Source organism: Hymenobacter negativus (assembly GCF_017571495.1).
In the GTDB taxonomy this organism is placed as follows: domain Bacteria; phylum Bacteroidota; class Bacteroidia; order Cytophagales; family Hymenobacteraceae; genus Hymenobacter; species Hymenobacter negativus.
Genome location: NZ_JAGETZ010000002.1, coordinates 213,740 through 232,865 on the forward strand (window position 1 = coordinate 213,740; position 19,126 = coordinate 232,865).

A 19,126-nucleotide genomic window follows, 5' to 3' on the forward strand; every position below is an offset into this window, starting at 1 on the left:
AAGAATTGATAACAACCCAATTCATGAAATACCCCGAATACAAGCAGCCGCTCAATTACGGCCAGGTGGGCGAGGAAATCCTCGCCTGGTGGAAGGAGCACGGCATCTTTGAGAAGAGCGTGAGCAGCCGCGAAGGCCAGCCCACGTTCGTGTTTTACGAGGGCCCGCCCTCGGCCAACGGCGCCCCCGGCATCCACCACGTGATGGCGCGCACGGTGAAGGATATTTTCTGCCGCTACCAGACGCTGCTGGGCAAGCAAGTGCCCCGCAAAGGCGGCTGGGACACCCACGGCCTGCCCATCGAGCTCCAGGTAGAGAAAGAGCTGGGCATCACCAAGGAGGACATCGGCAAGAAAATCAGCGTTGAGGAATACAACCAGCGCTGCCGCGAGACCGTCATGCGCTTCAAGGCGCAGTGGGACGACCTGACCGAGAAAATGGGTTATTGGGTCGACCTCGACGACCCTTACGTGACCTTCGAGCCGGAGTATATCGAAAGCTGCTGGGCGCTGCTCAAGAAGCTTTACGACAAGGGCTTGCTCTACAAGGGCTACACCATTCAGCCCTACTCGCCGGCGGCCGGCACCGGCCTCAGCTCGCACGAGCTGAACCAGCCCGGCACCTACCGCGACGTGAAGGACACGACCGTGGTGGCGCAGTTCAAGGTGAAGCCCGGCCCGGTTTCGGAGAAGCTGTTTGCCCTTGCTGGCGCTGATGCCAATGTGTACATCCTGGCCTGGACGACCACGCCCTGGACACTGCCGGCTAACACCGGTTTGGCGGTGGGCAAGAACATCCCGTACCAGCTCATCCGCACCTTCAATCCTTACACCTACGCGCCCATTCACGTGGTGCTGGCGAAGGCGTTGGTGAGCCGTTATTTCAACGAAAAGGGTGCCGCCGCGCCGCTGGAAGGCTATGCCGAAGGCGACCACAAGGTGCTGCCCTGGCGCGTAGAAGGCGAATTCACCGGCGCTGACCTCATCGACATCAAGTACGAGCGGCTGTTCGATTTTACGCCGTTTGAAGGCGAGGAGCGGGCTTTCCGCGTCATCAACGGCGACTTCGTGACTACGGAGGATGGAACGGGCATCGTGCACATCTCGCCCACGTTTGGCGCCGATGACTTCCGGGCTGCGCAGCTGGCGGATATCCCGGCACTCATGGTGCCGGATGCCGAAGGCACGCTCGGCCCCATCGTGGACCGGACCGGCCGCTACGTGTCCCAAATGGGCGAGTTTGCGGGCCGCTGGGTGAAGAACTACGACGGCCACGACGAGTCGGGAGCCGACTATAAGACGCTGGACGAGAGCATCGTCATCAAGATGAAGGGCGACGGAACGGCCTTCAAAGTGGAGAAGTACGAGCACACCTACCCGCACTGCTGGCGCACCGACAAGCCCGTGCTGTACTACCCGCTCGACTCCTGGTTCATCAAGACTACGGCGGTGAAGGACCGGCTCATCGAGCTCAACAAAACCATCAACTGGAAGCCCGAAAGCACCGGCACCGGCCGCTTCGGCAACTGGCTCGAAAACCTGGTGGACTGGAACCTGAGCCGCTCGCGCTACTGGGGCACACCGCTGCCCATCTGGCGCACCCAAGACGGCACCGAGGAGCTGTGCATCGGCAGCATCGCGCAGCTGAAAACGGAGATTGACAAGGCCGTGGCGGCCGAAATCATGACCCACAACCCCTACGCCAACGGCGAAAAAGTGGACCTGCACCGGCCCTACGTGGACGATATTTTCCTCGTGTCGCCCAGCGGCCAGCCCATGTACCGCGAGCCCGACCTCATCGACGTGTGGTTCGACAGCGGCGCCATGCCCTACGCGCAGTGGCATTACCCCATCGAAAACGAGGCGAAATTCCAGAAGAATTTCCCCGCCGATTTCATTGCTGAAGGCGTGGACCAAACCCGCGGCTGGTTCTTCACACTGCACGCGCTGGCCGTGATGCTGGAAGACTCCGTGGCCTTCAAAAACGTGATGGCCAACGGCTTGGTGCTCGACAAAAACGGCAACAAAATGAGCAAGCGCCTCGGCAACGCCGTCGACCCGTTTGCCACCATCAAGCAGTTCGGCCCCGATGCCACCCGCTGGTACATGATTGCCAACGCGCCACCGTGGGACAACCTCAAGTTCGACCCCGCCGGCGTGACGGAGGTGCAGCGCCGCTTCTTCGGCACGCTGTTCAACACCTACTCGTTCTATGCGCTGTACGCGAATTTGGACGAGTTTCAGACCAGCGAGTTCGACCGCGTGCCGCTGGCCGAGCTGAGCGAGCTGGACCGCTGGGTGTTGAGTAAACTGCAGTCGCTGATTGTGGAAGTGCGTGGTTATCTGGATGCTTACGACCCCACGAAGGCCGCCCGCGCCATCCAGGATTTCGTAACCGACCAGCTCTCGAACTGGTACGTGCGCCTCTCGCGCCGCCGTTTCTGGAAGGGCGAACTGACCCAGGACAAGCGCGCCGCCTTCGAAACCCTCCAGGAATGCCTGGTGGTGGTGGCGCAGCTGATGTCGCCCATCGCGCCGTTTTTCGGCGAGTGGCTCTACAAGAACATGACCGATGGCATGCGCGCCGAGGCCGTGGCCAAAAACACGCCCCTGGCCCCGGAATCGGTGCACCTGACGCTGCTGGTGGAGGCCGATTTGGCCCGCATCGACCAGAAGCTGGAGGAGCGCATGGAGCTGGCCCAGCGCATCAGCTCGCTGGCCCACTCGCTGCGCAAAAAGTCGGTGCTGAAGGTGCGCCAGCCCCTGCAGCGCATCCTGGTGCCGGTCCTGAACGACACGACCAAGGAGCAAGTCGGCCTCGTGGAGGACCTCATTTGCGCCGAAATCAACGTGAAGCACATCGAATTCCTCGACGACGAAAGCGGCGTGCTGGTGAAGTCGGTGAAGCCCAATTTCAAGCGCCTCGGCCAGCAATACGGCCCGCGCCTGAAGGCCGTGGGCGCCCGCATTCAGCAGATGACGGCCGCCGAAATCAGCAAGCTGGAGAAGGAGGGAAGCCTCGCCGTGGAAGTGGATGGCCAGCCCATCACCCTTGCCCCGGACGATGTGGAAATCCGCACCGACGACCTGCCCGGCTGGCTCGTGGCTACCGACGGCCCCCTCACCGTGGCCCTCGACGTGACCCTGACTGACGAGCTGCGCCAGGAGGGCCTCGCCCGCGAGCTGGTGAACCGCCTGCAGAACCTGCGCAAAGACTCGGGCCTGGAAGTGCAGGACAAAATCCGCGTCACGTTGGCCGACCAGCAGCCCGAGCTCACGGCCGCCGTGGCCGCGTTCGGCGACTACATTCGCACCGAAACCCAGGCCCTCGCGCTCGACTTCGCGGCCGACGTGAACGGCGGCTCGGTGCTCGAATTTGATGACTACTCCGTGCCGGTTCGGCTGGAGGTCGCAACTGCCTGATGCTGAACGACTCGCCGGGGGCCTGAAACCCCGGCGAGTCCTCGGCCGCACAAACACTCAATAAGCTCGTCTTTGGTCGCACAAAACCTCAGACAATCAGTTGTAAAAGGTACAAAAGGACGGTAATAAATCAGGCCGTCGTTTTCGCCGCTTTTGGCACCGTCTGAATGCACCCAACCCTCACTACTCGCCAGCAATCCGCGGCTAAATTTTTCCTGCTGGCGCTGTTCGTCATTGCCATCGACCAGCTCTCGAAGTGGGCCGTGCACACCTACATGCAGCCCGGCATGGCGGGTGAAATCCCGCTCATCGGCCACTGGGCCAAGCTGCACTACACGCTAAACCCCGGCATGGCCTTCGGCGCCGAACTGCCCGCGCCGTATGGCAAGCTGGTTCTCAGTGGGTTCCGCCTGCTGGCCGTGTTTGGCTTGAGCTACTACATTATTCGCCTTTGCAAGCAGCGCGCCGCTGGCGGCTACATCGCCTGCATGGCCCTCATCCTTGGCGGCGCTGTCGGCAACCTGATTGACTCGGTTTTCTACGGCATCATCTACGACAACGCGCCGTTTGGCTCGCCCACGCGCTGGTTCTACGGCCAAGTCATTGATATGCTGTACGTGGACATCTACGAAGGCTTTTTGCCCCAGAATTGGCCGCTGATAGGAGGGAAGTACGTCTCGCTATGGCCCATCTTCAACATCGCCGACTCCTCTATTTTCATCGGCGTAGCCATTATTTTGCTCAATCAAAGCCGTTTTTTTAAGCAAGATGAGCCGGTAGGGGAGGGGAAGGCATTGGTTGCTCCAGACGCGGAGAATCTGGGGTAGCTGCGCATCCGTTGACCTCACCCCCTGACCCCCTCTCCAAAAAAGAGGGGGCACCGATTCGGAAAAAGAGTCAAAAAATGAAAGAGCCCGGCGCACCGCGTCGGGCTCTTTTTTACGTCTAAAAATTCGCTAGATGCATAGCCGGTGCCCCCTCTTTTTTGGAGAGGGGGTCAGGGGGTGAGGTCAACGCGGAGGGCGATACTTCTTGCCGTTCTTTGCAGCTTCATTCCGCCTGCAATGCACCCAACTCTTACCACCCGCCAGCATTCCGCCGCCAAATTTTTCCTGCTGGCCCTAAGTATCATCGTGCTCGACCAACTCTCGAAGTGGGCCGTGCACACCTACATGCAGCCCGGTTCGGCCGGCGAAATCCCCGTGCTCGGCCAGTTTGCCAAGCTGAATTACACGCTGAACCCCGGTATGGCCTTCGGCGCGCAGCTGCCCGCGCCCTACGGCAAGCTGGTGCTCACGGCCTTCCGCAGCCTCGCCGTGGTGGGTTTGGTGTACTACATCATCCGCCTGTGCCGCCAGCGCGTGGCCGCCGGCTACATCGCCTGCATGGCCCTGATTCTGGGCGGCGCCGTGGGCAACCTCATCGACTCGATTTTCTACGGCGTACTCTACAATAATGCCCCTGTAGGCTCGCCCACGCGCTGGTTCTACGGCCAGGTTATCGACATGATTTACGTGCCGTTGTACGTGGGTTATTTCCCCAAATCCTGGCCCCTCATCGGCGGCTCCTACAGCAACGGCTTCCCCATCTTCAACATCGCCGATTCTTCCATCTTCATCGGCGTGGTGCTGATTCTACTCAACCAGAGCCGCTTTTTCAACGAATCGCAGCCGGTAACCGCCCCGCACCCCGAAAAAGCGCCCTTAATCGCTCCAGACGCTGAGAAGCTGGCATAGCAGGGGAGAGGCAGGCCGTCGAACGGTAATCGTGGAACAGTCATGCTGAGCGCAGTCGAAGCATCTCTACCGCTTCGTTGTAGTAGCTATTAATTCCCCTTTGAAGATGGACGCTAATGAATACCAGTTATTGAAAAGCAGCGGAGAAATTCTTGATTTTGCAACGCTGAAGGAAACGGAGAGGTGCTTATTCGAGGCTAGGCATTCGCAACTAGCGCAAAGTATTACTCGAATCCTTGTGAATAACAAGATTGAGAAACCTGTCTATCATGACAAAAGTGAAGAGCAATACACCAGCTACTACCGTATTGACTTATCAGCTGAAGACATTGAAATAATCGTCTCGATGTTTGGCGATAAGGAAGTTAGTGCGCTCACAGCCAATTTTGAAATGACTTCTCTTTCTTCATTTTACGCCTCTATGCTTGATAGATGGAACGACCTCATCATCTAACGAAAAGGTAGAGGTGCTTCGACAAGCTCAGAATGACGTTCTAAAAGCCCTAGCATGTACGTCTACATCCTGACGAATCAGACCCAAACCACTCTGTACATCGGCGTCACCAATGACCTCACGCGGCGACTCTATGAGCACAGCACTGGCAGGGGAGATGCCGAGAAGTTTACTGGCCGATATCAAATTGATTTGCTGGTTTACTTTGAAACGCTACCCGATGCTACGCAGGCTATTGCTCGTGAAAAGCAATTGAAAGGCTGGACACGCCGGAAGAAAGACGCGCTGATTACTGCATTTAATCCGACTTGGAAAGCTATTGATTTAAATAATTGGGAAGGCTGAACCCAACGAAGCGGTAGAGATGCTTCGACTGCGCTCAGCATGACGTTCTGGTGTATTGACGTTCTTGCGTACCCGAACCGCTCGAAACAGCCTGCAACTGCCCAAATCCACCTAAACTGCCACCCTAATTTCCCTCCGTGCCCAACCCGCTGCTCTCCGTCCGCGACCTCACCATTGATTTCTCCAGCCACCGCGGCGACGTGCGGGCCGTCGATGGCGTGTCGTTTGACCTGAATCGGGGCGAGACGCTGGCCATTGTGGGCGAGTCGGGCTCGGGCAAGTCCGTCACGTCGCTGGCGCTGCTGGGGCTCATTCCGATGCCGCCTGGGCGCATTGCCAGCGGCGAGGCCATCTTCCAATCCGAAAAGCTGGGCCAGACCGACCTGCTGAAACTCGCCGAAGCCGACCTGCGCCAGGTGCGCGGCAACGACATCGGCATGATTTTTCAGGAGCCGATGACCTCGCTGAACCCCGTATATACCTGCGGCAGCCAGGTGGTGGAAGCCCTGCGCCTCCACACCGACTTCAGCGAGGCCGCCGCCAAGGCCCGCACCATCGAGCTGTTCACCGAGGCCCAACTGCCGCGCCCCGAAAGCATCTTTGGCAGCTACCCGCACGAAATCTCGGGCGGCCAGAAGCAGCGCGTCATGATTGCCATGGCCATGGCCTGCCGCCCGGCCCTGCTCATCGCCGACGAGCCCACCACGGCCCTCGACGTGACGGTGCAGGCCCGCATGCTGCGCCTCATCGACGACCTGCGCCGGCAGCACAACACGGCCGTCCTCTTCATCACCCACGACCTCGGCGTGGTGGCCGAAATCGCCGACCGCATTCTGGTGATGTACCGGGGCCGGGTCGTAGAACAGGGGAGGGTGCTGGATATTTTTTCAAATCCGCAACATCCGTACACAAAAGGCCTGTTAGCGTGCCGTCCGCGCCTCTCGGTGGGCAAAAAACGCCTGCCCGTGGTGGCCGATTTCATGCAGGAAGACGCCAGCGGCCAATTATTGGCCCAGCCCGAGCCCGTGCTTCCGCTCGAAAATGAGGCGCTTACGGATTCCTCGCCCGAAATCGAGGCCCACCAGTTACGGGATAATTCTGAAACCACCAAAACGTTCCCCGTGGAACATGGCGTTTTGGGGGATGTTCCACGCCCTGCCGAGCTTAACGCGGCACCCATTTCTGAGCCCGTGGTAGCCCCCGTGCCCAACGACTCGGAGCCGCTGCTCCAGGTGCAAAACCTCCAGGTGTACTTCCCCCTCCGCAAGGGCTTCTTCCGCCGCGCCACCGATTACGTGCGGGCCGTCGACAACGTCAGCTTCACGCTCTACCCCGGCGAAACCATCGGCCTCGTGGGCGAGTCGGGCTGCGGCAAGACCACGCTGGGCCGGGCCTTGCTCCGCCTCACGGAACCAACGGCGGGCAGCATCCTGTTTGAAGGGACCGATTTGGCGAAGCTGTCGAGCGGGGAGTTGCGCCGCCGTCGGCGCGATTTGCAGTTGGTGTTTCAGGACCCCTACGCGGCCCTCAACCCGATGCTGACCGTGGGCGAGGCCATCTGGGAGCCGATGCGCGTGCACAACGTGGGCGGCACGCGCCAGCAGCAGAAGGCCCGGGTGCTGGAGTTGCTGCGCACCGTGGGGCTGCGCGACGAGCATTTCCAGCGCTACCCGCACGAGTTCAGCGGCGGGCAGCGGCAGCGCATCTGCATTGCCCGGGCGCTGGCCTTGCAGCCCAAATTGATTGTCTGCGACGAGTCGGTTTCGGCCCTCGACGTCTCGGTGCAGGCGCAGGTCCTGAACCTGCTCAACGACCTCAAACGCGAGTTCGGCATTACCTATCTTTTCATCACGCACGACCTGTCCGTGGCCCGGTTTATGAGCGACCGGCTGCTGGTCATGCACCAGGGCCGCATCGTGGAAAGCGGCCCGGCGGCGGCCATATATGCCGCTCCCCAACACGAGTACACCCAAGGCCTGCTAGCCGCCATCCCAAAGGACAGCTTGGCCGACATCGAAGCCGCCGTAGCCAGCCGGGCGTAGAGCCTGCCGTAGCGCGGACTTTTAGTCCGCGCCGAAACGACACTTTGCGCTCCCAGGCCCGGAGTTAGTTTCTGGAATTTTGTGTTCCAGCATTGCTGACTCGCGGACTAAAAGTCCGCGCTACATCCCAGCCGGCCTCCTACCTTGCGCCGCCAGAAGCCACCGCCGCAGCCCCCGATTCTGGCTGCTACCACGCTTGGCGCTACCCCGCGCGGGCTCCCAAAGCCCGCACCATAACCTCCCGGCCCGGCCCGCGTTTCAGTAAGCGGCGCGGCCCAGCCAGCCATTTAATTTCCGCTCTCGCCGCCTGCGACCAATCAACTTTTCGGCGGCCACTTTTACCCCAAATGAATACCCCCGAAAACTCCCGGGCTCCCCGCGCCAAGCGCGAAAAGCCCGAACCCGCGGCCATCACCCAGGACCAGGTCCTGCGCGTCTTCGCCGACAACCCCACCAAGGTGATGGCCTACCGCCAGCTCTCGCGCCGCCTCGGCGTCACGACCAAGGGCCAGCGCGAGGAGATATTTGCCCACATCAAGGTGCTGCGCAAAAACGGCCTCATTACGCTGCTCCAAAACGACGAATACCGCCTCGCCGATGCCGACGCCGTGGCGGCAGCACTGATGCCGTCCAGCGCCAAAAAAGGCGGTAAGAAAGGCGAGTCGGCCGTGGCCCCGCCCCGCAACCTTTCGGTGCAGGCCCAGTTCGGCCAAGACCCCATTGTGCACCGCCGTCGCTCGGCCGGCTTCGACTACGTGGACGGCGACGACCGCCCCGACCGTGCCCCCTCGAACACCATCATCGGTACCGTCGATTTGGCCACGCCCAGCTTCGCCTTCGTGGTGCCCGAGGGTACCGACAACGGCGACGACATCCGGGTATTCACCGACCAACTCAAGTTTGCCCTGCAGGGCGACGTGGTGCGGGTGCGCCTACGCAGTGGCTCCCGTGACGGCCGCCCGATGGGCGACGTGGTGGAAGTCCTCAAGCGGGTGCGCCCCGAAATCGTGGGGCAGCTTCAGGTGCAGGGCACGCTCGGCTTCGTGAAGGCCGACAACCGCAAGGTGTATTTCGACGTGTTTGTGCCGCCGCATTTGCTGCACGATGCCCGCACCGGCGACAAGGTGCTGGTCCGCATCAACGAGTTCCCGACCGACAACCACCGCCAGCCGGTGGGCGAGGTGGTGCGCAACTTCGGGCAGGCCGGCGGCAACGAAGCCGAGATAAACGCCATCATGGCCGAGTTCGGCTTGCCCTTCGAATTCCCCTCCGAAGTGGAGGAAGAATCGGAAGGCATCAGCGAGGTTATCGAGCAAGACGAGATTGCCCGGCGCCGCGACTTCCGCAACATCACCACCTTCACCATCGACCCCGCCGACGCCAAGGATTTCGACGATGCCCTCAGCATCCGGCAGCTCGAAAACGGACACTGGGAAGTGGGCGTGCACATCGCCGACGTGACCCATTACGTACGCCCCGGCACCGAGCTGGAACGAGAAGGCAAGCACCGCGCCACCTCGGTATACCTCGTCGACCGCGTGATTCCGATGCTGCCCGAGCGCCTCTCCAACGGCCTCTGCTCGCTGCGCCCCAACGAGGACAAGCTGACTTTCTCGGCCGTGTTCGAGCTCGATGAAAACGGCAAGCTCTACGAGTCGTGGTTCGGCAAAACCATCATCCACTCCGACCGCCGCTTCAGCTACGAGGAGGCCCAGGAGCGCATCGAAAGCAAGGAGGGCGACTACGCCGTGGAGATAAATGTGCTCAACGACATGGCGCATAAAATCTGCGCCCAGCGCTTCAAGCAAGGCGCCATCACCTTCGAAACCCAGGAGGTGAAGTTCCGCCTGGATGAAAATGGCAAGCCGCTCGGCGTGTACGTGAAGGAGCGTAAGGACGCGCACAAGATGATTGAGGAGTTCATGCTGCTCGCCAACCGCAAGGTGGCCGAGTTCGTGTTCAACCTCAAAAAGACCAAGCCGCGCTTCACCATGGTGTACCGCGTGCACGAAGCCCCCGAGCCCGAGCGCCTGCAAACCTTCGCCCTCTTCGCCCAGAAATTCGGCTACAAGCTGAAGCTCGACAACCCGAAAAAAATCAGCACCGAGCTCAACAACCTCAGCTCCGAGGTGGTGGGCAAGCCCGAGCAAAACGTGCTGCAGGGCCTGGCCATCCGGACCATGGCGAAGGCCATTTACACCACCGAGCCGCTGGGTCACTTCGGCCTCGCTTTTGCCCACTATTCGCACTTCACCTCGCCCATCCGACGCTACCCGGATATGATGGCGCACCGCCTGCTGGAGCACTACCTGGAGGGCGGCAAGAACGTGCCGGCCGAGCCCGTGGAAGAAGAGTGCAAGCACTCCTCAGCCCGCGAGAAACTGGCTGCGAACGCCGAGCGCGCCAGCATCAAGTTCAAGCAGGTCGAGTTCATGGTGGACGAAATCGGCAACACGTTCAAGGGCGTGGTGTCGGGCCTGACGGAGCGTGGTATGTACATCGAAATCGAGGAGAACAAGTGCGAAGGCATGGTGCGCCTCTCCGACATTCCCGGCGATGAGTTCGAACTCGACAAGGACAACTACCGCATCGTGGGCCGCCGCACCAAGCGCATCATCCAGTTTGGCGACGTGATGGAAGTAGTGGTGAAATCCGCCAACCTCCTCGACCGCACTATCGACTTCGAGCTAGTGGACAACCGTCCCGACTACGTGAAGAAGCGCGAGGCCGACGAGCGCAAGAACCGTGGCGGCGGTGCCCCCCGCGGCTACCGCGACTACGACAAAGGCGGCAAAGGTGGCGGCATGGCGAAGGGTGCCCACAAGGGCAACAAGCGCCGGTAGACCGGGCAAGCCCAACGGCGAAACCTCACCCCCGGCCCCTCTCCAAAAGAGAGGGGAGTCTGATATGATATTCTTTCAAACCAGAAACAGCTTCTAATATGAGCGAGATACCAGAAGGGTGGACAGATGATATGACGGTTCCACTTCCTCCAAACCACACTGTGGAAAGCATTGCCGACTTTGTGATTCAACAGGCGCTTCAAGGCACACCTGATGATGAAAATGAAAGCAAATTGATTTCTGCATTCGGTTTTTCTCTAGATGATGCGGCGCTAGTACGGGACCGAGTATTTGGTGGAGTAATGCGTGCTGCAACAGGAAACGAAGTCAATCGGCCTGACGGACAAAAAGACCCATTTGCCTACACCAGTTTTGAGTTGGCTTTGCAAAACCCATCCATAATTGCTGGCATCTATCCTCAGTTCGTGCAGAAGCCTAAGCAGCATCAGTGAGATTCTAGCAGCTTTTTAAACCCAGCTAAGCCTCGACTCAATCCAGAGTCGGGGCTTTTTTGTTGATGCTAGTATGACTGTGTCCACTCCTCAAACGCCGCCGTGGCTCCCCTCTCTGCGGGAGAGGGGCCGGGGGTGAGGTCCCCCGCCTGCGCCATTGGAACCGGCAGCGCCCAACGCCGTTCTTTGCACCACCTATGACCCCAGCCGACTTCCCCGCTAACATCACCGCCGCCCTGGCGCAGCTCAGCTACGGCGAGCAGCCCGACACCCTCTACGCTCCCATCCGCTACATCATGGGCCTGGGCGGCAAACGCATCCGGCCGTTGCTCACGCTGCTCGGCGCCCACCTGTTCACTGACGACCTCAACGGCATCATCAAGCCTGCCCTGGCCACCGAAGTCTTCCACAACTTCACCCTCCTCCACGACGACCTGATGGACCAGGCACCCCTGCGCCGCGGCCAGGCCACCGTGCACGAAAAGTGGAACCCCAACGTGGCCATCCTCTCCGGCGACGTGATGCTAGTGCGCGCCTACGAGCTGTTCCTGGACGTGCCGCCCGCGCTGCTTCCGCGCATCCTCGCCCGCTTCAGCCAGACGGCCGCCGAGGTCTGCGAAGGCCAGCAGTGGGACATGAATTTCGAGACCGAGCCCCAGGTCAGCATCGCCCAGTACCTGGACATGATTCGTCTGAAAACGGCCGTCCTCCTCGGCTTCTGCCTGGAGCTGGGCGCCCGCCTAGCTGGCGCTTCGGAAGCCGATGCCGAGCACCTCCGCCAGTTCGGTACCGACATCGGCCTGGCCTTCCAGCTGCGCGACGACCTGCTCGACGTGTACGGCGACGCCGCTACCTTCGGCAAGCGCGTCGGCGGCGACATCATCTCCGACAAGAAGACCTTCCTGCTGCTCTCCGCCCAAGCCCAGGCCAGCCCCGCTCAGCAAGCCATCCTGGCCCAACACATCGCCCAGCCCGTGCCCGATGCTGATGCGAAGGTGCAAGCCGTGCGCGCCATCTATGATGAGCTCGAAATTCGTGCCCAGACGGAAGCTCTCATCAACTCTTACTTCCAGGATGCGCTGCAGCATCTGGAGCGCGTAGCGGCGCCAAATGAGCGTAAGCAACCTATACATCACCTCGCGCTCCAGCTCATGGACCGCGAAAGCTAATTACTCCGTGCCTGAAATAAACCTCGTCCTTCTGCTTACGGTCCTCACCGTCGGCATATCCATGTACGCATGGTCCAACGACCAACTTATGCAGTCTTGGACCATGCGGCCCTACGCCGTAGCCCGCGATTCGCGTCAGTGGTACCGCTTCCTCACCTCCGGTTTCCTGCACGCCGACTGGGCTCACCTGGCCTTTAACATGATTGCCTTTTACTCTTTCGGAGGCATTGTGCTAGCCATTCTGCAGGCCACGTTTGGCTTAGTCATGGGTAATGCGGCCTTTCTGCTCCTGTATCTGGGTGGCATCATCCTTTCCGATTTACCCACCTATTTCCGGCACCGTGACGACCGTCACTACAACAGTCTGGGAGCTTCGGGGGGCGTGTCCTCCATCATCTTCGCCGCCGTACTATATGCTCCCACCATTGGCATTGGCTTCCCTTTGCTCCCAGGCATTGCCATTCCCGGCTTCCTATGGGGTGGTCTGTACCTGGCTTATTCCTGGTACATGGGCCGCCGCCAGGGCGATAACATCAACCACGACGCGCACTTTTATGGAGCTGTGTTCGGTTTCGTTCTCATGTTGGCGTTTGTTCCATCTGCCGGTGTTGCCTTTTTTGAGCAAATAGGGGTGTATATTCAATCAAAATTCTGATTATCAAATTATTAAATGCATTGAAGGAGGCCTGGCATATCTATTTATAGAACATTGCGTAATGAGAGCACCAACCCATTCTTTCACTTTGTTCTCTTCTCATGAATACGCTTCGCCACTTTGCTGCTCGCCTGCCATTCGCGGCTCTTTTGTTTCCGCTAATGCTGCTTGTGTCTTCCTGCAGCCGCTATAATGATAATGGCAGTCTTTCCATCGCAGGGGTCTTGTACCTGATTCTGGCCATTGCTGCTGTTATCAGCCTGCTCAAGCAAGACTGGGACGTAACCAAAAAGATTATCTGGGGCGTCGTTATCTGGTTCTTCCCCATAGGTGGCTCAATTATCTACTTCCTATTCTCGGGTCGGAAGTAAAGCGCCAAAGTCCCGTTTAAAAAGAAAGCCCCGGCCATTGGATGGCCGGGGCTTTCTTTTTAAACGGGACTTTGCTAGTTCAGCAGCCGCTTCTTTTCAAGAGCTGCAATATTATGAAGCAACTCGCCGCTGTTCGTGATTTGCGTCATCTGCCAATGGTCGCCCTGGCGTCGCATCTTTACTTCTATCACCATTGTTGTGTCGTACTTCGGCTGCGTCACTTCCAGGCCTACGAAAGCATTGTCGCCTTCCTCACGGGTATACTTAATGCCCTTAAACTCGCTGTCCTTGCTCACCACTTTATTGGCCAACCCAGTCAGCGAAACGTTGACGAGGCGTTTTGGTGCTGTTGCTGCCGCCTCCTCCAGCGAGCCCGTTTCTACATAGCGCTGTACTTCCTTATGTGCTGCCTTCGCCAGTGTTGGTTTGATTAGCCGCATCGCCCCACCCATCATCAAACTGCCGCCCGGCAGCAGCGCCGTCAGCATCGAACCCTGCTGCACTACATCATCCACTAGGTGGGTGGTTACGCTATTCACATCTACGTACTTTTCAAACGTGGCCATGTCATGCGTCTGTACAGCCGCCGCCGCAGCTACCAGTGCACCACTGGGGCCATTCTTCAGGTTTCGGTAGTAATAGTATCCCCCAACTCCCAGAGCTAGCAATACGACAAGTAAGAGTAGTTTTTTCATGAAGGCGTAAGCGAAAAGATGAGTTGCAAAATTACCCTAAACCCTCGTTTTCGCGTCGACTTTCAGTTGCTCATGCACGGCACCTACTCAGTATCCCTGCCATCGACTGTACAGAATTCTTCAACCAGATTACTTCAGTAATTATGTCCACTAATTCAACCCCCACTGCTTACCGTCCAGAGGTGCATGGGCACCGTGGCTGCCGTGGCTTGCTGCCCGAAAACACCATCCAAGCTTTTTTGCATGCCCTTGCTTTAGGAGTCGATGTGCTGGAAATGGACGTTGTCATCTCCGCCGACAATCAGGTTGTCGTATCTCACGAGCCCTGGCTAAACCCCAACATCTGCCTCGACCCTGCCGGGCATCGAATCGAGCCTGCCAATCCTCCTCGCTTCAACTTATATCAGATGCCTTACTATCTCATTCGCCAATGCGATTGTGGACAGTTGCATCCCGACTTCCCTTCCCAACAGCCACAGCCTGCACATAAGCCCTTGCTAAGCGAGGTACTGAGTGAGGTAGCAGCAGCAACGAATCGACTAGGCCGTGCACCTGTGCGCTTCTCCATCGAAATAAAAAGCACGTCGGACGGTGATGACATCTACCATCCCAAACCTGCAAGGTTTCTGTCCTTGGTACTCGCCGAGCTCAACGCTGCCCAGGTTCTTCCTCAAACCACACTGCTTTGCTTCGATGCGCGCATTCTACAGATTGCGCACCACCACCAACCCAACCTTGCCACCTGCCTCTTGCTAGAAGAGGAGCAGCCCTGGTTACCTAGCTTGCAGGCATTAGGGTTTGTACCAACTACACTTGGTCCCAATTTTCGCACTGTTACAGCTGAAGCCGTACAAAATCTCCGTACTGCTTACCCTGGCTTAAAGATTGTCCCCTGGACGGTCAATATAGTAGCTGATATGCGACGTCTGATAACATTGCAGGTAGAAGGCATAACAACCGACTATCCTGATGTACTCGGGCCCTTGCACACTATGTGAGTACAAAAGTCCTCCTGTTGCTTAAAAAGGGGATTTTAAGAGTTATCCGCAGTGTAATAAATAAACGCTACGCTTGTTACAACAAGGTAGTGTAACAAGAAATTGTAAGTAACGTAACACTCTGTTATGATACACTTGTTAGCATGTAAGCTGTTACGTTTCTTGTTTTGTTGCGTAGCATAATATTTGAAAAAGTTTGTATAAGTGATACTAATCGGACATATTTGCATCAGCGTTACGCAACACTCTATATATGCCACATCAGGGCGAAATCCTTCAGGAAGCTATCAAAAACAGCGGTATTTCCATTACGCGTATCGTGGAGGAGCTCGGTATTACACGCCCAACCATATACCGTAAATTTAAAGATGAAACACTTGATTACGGTTTTGTAAAAAAAGTTGGAGAAATAATAAATCATGATTTCTCAACGGATTTTACAGTTGTACAACAATCCGCAATTCCGTTTGTAACATCTTCGCCTCGTCCTGTTGTTACAAATAGTGTTACACCACGTGTATCATTACCATTAAATGCTGATTTAGATGCTTCTAAGCAGTTGTTAGTACTCCAAACCAAGTACATCGCACTTCTAGAAGCCTATAATGACCTTCTCTTAAAAGTGTATGGCCCTAAGTAACAAAAATGTTCCACGTGAAACATTTTTGTTCCCTTTATATCTCTGAAATTGACAGCTCAATTAGATGTGCAGAAATGCTAAATTGAGATGCATAAAATGGATAGAGCTCCGCATTTGGAGTCATAAGCCCGGAGTATGGATTCACACTTGGTGAGTGGTATGATTGCAACCATCCCACCGCGCGCCGAGTGAAAGCGCTTCGGTCTGCCATAAAATATTTTGCCCGATGATAAGAGATGTATTCTCAACTGGAGCGACTAGCAGTGCCGACTTCGCCCGAATCTATGACATTAGAGGTTGTCGGCAACGGTATTCGAGTATTGTACGCGCCAATCGCTAAACAACTCTGTGGAATCGAGTAGGAGGGAGGATTGGCCTTAGAGTAAAAACTTCCTCTTACTTTCTTCCTCAACAAGCAGAAGATTCCCGCGCCTTGATGTGCAAGTGCACAGGTTCGCCTGCTTATCTATCCAGCAAGCTGGACAGATGAGCAGGCAGTGAGAGGACCGATAAGTGCTACAGAAAAATTACTTCGTGAACTACCGTCTCGCCCACTTCGGCATTGATGAGTTCAGCTACTCGCGTTTTAGCCATTAGCAACTCATGCTTGAGCGGGGCTGAGCTAAGGCGTACGAAGAGCCGCCCTTTGTTGACATAGACCTCCTGTGTTTTTAGTGCCACTGCTTTCCCCATTACCCGCTCCCAACTGGAAACGACTGTGACCTCATTAAGCTTGCCCTGTAGGCGGTAGGCGCGTACCAAGGCTTCAAGGCCTTCCTTCAGCGGAATAATGTCGCCGGAACGAGAGGGAGTAGTGGGCTTTTTCACAGGGAAGTTGACTCAGAAAACCACGCAGAGGAAGTGGCTGTTTCTAGAATACAAAGGTAATCCCTGGCCTGCCTAAACAGGTGCTACTGTACCGTCCTGAACCCGGAATCGGGAGATGGGAACCGTTACCCGAGCAAGGGCTTGGTCGGTGCGTTCCAGGTTGGTGTCGGTGAGGAAAACCTGGCCGAATGTTTCATCGGCTACCAGTTCGAGAAGGCGAGCAATACGCTTATCGTCGAGGCGGTCGAAAATATCATCGAGCAGGAGCAAGGGCTTGTGCTGCTGCTTGGCGGCTAGCATTTCAAACTGGGCCAGCTTGAGGGCAATAGCAAAAGACTTTTGCTGGCCTTGCGAAGCATGCGTTTTGACTGGCTGCTCGCCCATCAAGAATACGAAGTCGTCGCGGTGCGAACCGGTGGTGCTACGTTGCAAGGCAAAGTCCCGTCGCTCGTTCATGCGCAGCAGTTGGGCAAAGTCGGCACCGAGAAGCTGCGTCTTGTAGGAGAGCGTTACTTCTTCGCGGCCATCGGCCAGTTGCTGGTAATGGCGCTGAAAGATGGGTACGTATTCCTCCAAAAATGCCGCACGGAGCAAGGTGAGCTGCTCGCCTAGTGGAGCAAGCTGCTCATCAAGAGCCAAAAGATAGTCGCGGTCGAACCCGTGGGAGGGACGGTCGCCTTGCTTGAGCACAGCGTTGCGCTGACGCAGCAGCGCATTGTAAGAAATAAGCAATTCCAGAAATGCGTGGTCGAGCTGGGCCATAAGGCTATCGAAATACTTGCGTCGCTCCTCGCTGCCCTGGCGAATAAGGTCAGTGTCGTAAGGCGAAATCAACACGGCGGGGTAACGACCAATGTGGTCGGCCATGCGCTCATAAGGTTGCTTGTCGTGGGTAACGGTCTTTTTCTGACCTTGCCGCAGACTAACCTGGATGGTTTCGCGCTCAGATGCTGATTCTGATGAAAAATTTCCTTTAACTACAAAGAAATCAGCTCCTTGCTTTATGCAAAGGGCGTCGGACGATGTAATGGCGCTTTTTGTGAGCGACAGGTAGTGGATGGCGTCGAGCAGGTTGGTTTTACCGCTCCCATTGTCGCCGATGAAGCAATTTAGTCCCGGTGATAAACGCAGAGCCGCATCATCATAATTCTTAAAAAAAAGCAACTGTAGGGAGTCAAGCGTCATAAGGTTCGGTATTGCCAGCAGTTTTACGTAATTTCGCCCTCCCAACGCGAAATAATTCTTTCCTTTAACGTGCTATGGCGGATACGAAAGTAAAAGCTGCTCCCAAAAAATCGACGGCCGCAAAGGCTTCCACTGGCGCGGCTGCGAAAGCAACCAAAGCGACCAAAGGAAAAAGCAATGGTGTAGAAACCATCGCTCAGCCCGACCCCGTACTGCCTGGTACCGATAAGCCGAATGCGGCTGCATCGGGCAGCGACACGCCCACGCCTGAGGCTACGCAGCCCTCGTTTCCGAAGGAGACGTACCTGCAGTGGTACGAGCAGATGCAACTCATGCGCAAGTTTGAGGACAAAGCTGGGCAACTCTACGGGCAGCAGAAGATTAAAGGTTTCTGCCACCTCTATATTGGCCAAGAGGCCTGCGTAGCCGGTGCCGTGTCGGCACTGGAAAAAGGTGACAAATACATTACTGCTTACCGTGACCACGCCCACCCACTGGCGCTGGGCACTTCGCCCAATGCCGTGATGGCCGAGTTGTTTGCCAAAGCCACCGGCTGCTCAAAAGGCAAAGGCGGTTCGATGCACATGTTCGACAAAGAAGTTGGTTTCATGGGCGGCCACGGCATCGTGGGCGGCCAGGTGCCGATGGGCGCAGGTATTGCCTTCGCTGAGAAGTATAACAAGACCGGTAAGCTCTGCATCTGCTCGATGGGCGATGGCGCGGTGCGCCAGGGTGCTTTGCACGAAGCCTTCAACATGGCCATGCTCTGGAAGCTGCCCGTGATTTTCGTGATTGAGAACAACGGCTATGCCATGGGCACGTCGGTGGCTCGCACCTCGAATGTGACGGACCTCTACAAGATTGGCCTGAGCTACGACATGCCTTCGGAGCCGGTGAACGGTATGCGCGTTGAAGACGTGCATGAAGCCGTAGCCCGTGCCGCCGAGCGTGCCCGTGCCGGCGAAGGCCCCACGCTGCTCGAATTCAAAACGTACCGCTACAAGGGACACTCGATGAGCGACCCGGCCAAGTACCGCACCAAGGAAGAACTGGAAGACTACCGCCACCGCGACGCCATCGAAGGCGTACGCCACACCATCCTCACGAACAACATGGCAACCGAGGCAGACCTTGAAGTCATTGACGAGCGCGTGAAGGCCCAGGTAGCCGAGTCGGTAGAATTTGCAGAGAACTCGCCTTACCCGACGCCTGATGAGCTGTACAAAGACGTGTACGTGCAGGCTGACTATCCCTACATCCACGACTAATTTAATATGGCCCGCTGGGCTCA

Annotated in this window: 17 protein-coding genes; 14 read left to right on the forward strand and 3 right to left on the reverse strand. The window is 57.3% G+C overall.

The window, feature by feature from the left end; all coding sequences use genetic code 11:
- Positions 1-23: 23 nt before the first annotated feature.
- From ileS to J4E00_RS05145, 11 genes are all read left to right on the forward strand, one after another.
- Positions 24-3,422, forward strand: a complete 3,399-nt coding sequence (gene ileS / locus J4E00_RS05095) for an isoleucine--tRNA ligase (RefSeq protein WP_208173948.1) — start codon at positions 24-26, stop codon at positions 3,420-3,422.
- Positions 3,423-3,589: 167 nt separating this feature from the next.
- Positions 3,590-4,249 (forward strand): lipoprotein signal peptidase, encoded by a 660-nt coding sequence (locus tag J4E00_RS05100; RefSeq protein WP_208173949.1) that lies wholly within the window; start codon positions 3,590-3,592, stop codon positions 4,247-4,249.
- A 237-nt stretch (positions 4,250-4,486) separates the two neighbouring features.
- Positions 4,487-5,158, forward strand: coding sequence for a lipoprotein signal peptidase (locus tag J4E00_RS05105; protein ID WP_208173950.1), 672 nt, complete (start codon positions 4,487-4,489; stop codon positions 5,156-5,158).
- A 106-nt stretch (positions 5,159-5,264) separates the two neighbouring features.
- On the forward strand, positions 5,265-5,612 hold the full coding sequence (locus tag J4E00_RS05110) for a hypothetical protein (protein WP_208173951.1): 348 nt from the start codon (positions 5,265-5,267) through the stop codon (positions 5,610-5,612).
- Between the two features lie 54 nt (positions 5,613-5,666).
- Positions 5,667-5,957 (forward strand): GIY-YIG nuclease family protein, encoded by a 291-nt coding sequence (locus J4E00_RS05115; RefSeq protein ID WP_208173952.1) that lies wholly within the window; start codon positions 5,667-5,669, stop codon positions 5,955-5,957.
- Between the two features lie 137 nt (positions 5,958-6,094).
- Complete coding sequence (locus J4E00_RS05120) at positions 6,095-7,999, forward strand: ABC transporter ATP-binding protein (protein ID WP_208173953.1); 1,905 nt, start codon at positions 6,095-6,097, stop codon at positions 7,997-7,999.
- Positions 8,000-8,346: 347 nt separating this feature from the next.
- A complete protein-coding gene (rnr, locus tag J4E00_RS05125; RefSeq protein WP_236049494.1) occupies positions 8,347-10,842 on the forward strand; it encodes a ribonuclease R in 2,496 nt (831 codons plus the stop codon).
- A gap of 161 nt (positions 10,843-11,003) precedes the next feature.
- On the forward strand, positions 11,004-11,294 hold the full coding sequence (locus J4E00_RS05130; protein ID WP_208173954.1) for a hypothetical protein: 291 nt from the start codon (positions 11,004-11,006) through the stop codon (positions 11,292-11,294).
- A gap of 197 nt (positions 11,295-11,491) precedes the next feature.
- Positions 11,492-12,463 carry a polyprenyl synthetase family protein gene (locus tag J4E00_RS05135; RefSeq protein ID WP_208173955.1) on the forward strand — a complete coding sequence of 324 codons (972 nt, stop codon included), beginning with the start codon at positions 11,492-11,494 and terminating at the stop codon, positions 12,461-12,463.
- 61 nt (positions 12,464-12,524) lie between these two features.
- Positions 12,525-13,118, forward strand: a complete 594-nt coding sequence (locus tag J4E00_RS05140) for a rhomboid family intramembrane serine protease (RefSeq protein WP_236049496.1) — start codon at positions 12,525-12,527, stop codon at positions 13,116-13,118.
- Positions 13,119-13,219: 101 nt separating this feature from the next.
- The gene (locus J4E00_RS05145; protein WP_236049504.1) at positions 13,220-13,489 is read left to right on the forward strand and encodes a PLD nuclease N-terminal domain-containing protein; all 270 of its coding nucleotides are present in this window, start codon (positions 13,220-13,222) and stop codon (positions 13,487-13,489) included.
- Between the two features lie 74 nt (positions 13,490-13,563).
- Here the strand turns inward: J4E00_RS05145 and J4E00_RS05150 are convergent, their stop codons facing one another.
- Positions 13,564-14,184: a hypothetical protein gene (locus tag J4E00_RS05150; protein ID WP_208173956.1), complete on the reverse strand. Its 621-nt coding sequence runs from the start codon at positions 14,182-14,184 to the stop codon at positions 13,564-13,566.
- 143 nt (positions 14,185-14,327) lie between these two features.
- Here J4E00_RS05150 and J4E00_RS05155 point away from each other — a divergent pair, with 143 nt between their 5' ends.
- Positions 14,328-15,182: a glycerophosphodiester phosphodiesterase family protein gene (locus J4E00_RS05155; RefSeq protein WP_208173957.1), complete on the forward strand. Its 855-nt coding sequence runs from the start codon at positions 14,328-14,330 to the stop codon at positions 15,180-15,182.
- A gap of 253 nt (positions 15,183-15,435) precedes the next feature.
- Entirely contained in the window at positions 15,436-15,822 is a 387-nt protein-coding gene (locus tag J4E00_RS05160) for a helix-turn-helix domain-containing protein (RefSeq protein ID WP_208173958.1), read from the forward strand.
- A 516-nt stretch (positions 15,823-16,338) separates the two neighbouring features.
- Here the strand turns inward: J4E00_RS05160 and J4E00_RS05165 are convergent.
- Positions 16,339-16,650: a DUF721 domain-containing protein gene (locus J4E00_RS05165; protein WP_208173959.1), complete on the reverse strand. Its 312-nt coding sequence runs from the start codon at positions 16,648-16,650 to the stop codon at positions 16,339-16,341.
- 72 nt (positions 16,651-16,722) lie between these two features.
- Positions 16,723-17,835: a DNA replication/repair protein RecF gene (gene recF / locus J4E00_RS05170; RefSeq protein ID WP_208173960.1), complete on the reverse strand. Its 1,113-nt coding sequence runs from the start codon at positions 17,833-17,835 to the stop codon at positions 16,723-16,725.
- A gap of 74 nt (positions 17,836-17,909) precedes the next feature.
- Here recF and pdhA point away from each other — a divergent pair, with 74 nt between their 5' ends.
- On the forward strand, positions 17,910-19,103 hold the full coding sequence (gene pdhA, locus J4E00_RS05175) for a pyruvate dehydrogenase (acetyl-transferring) E1 component subunit alpha (RefSeq protein WP_208173961.1): 1,194 nt from the start codon (positions 17,910-17,912) through the stop codon (positions 19,101-19,103).
- Positions 19,104-19,126 lie beyond the last annotated feature (23 nt).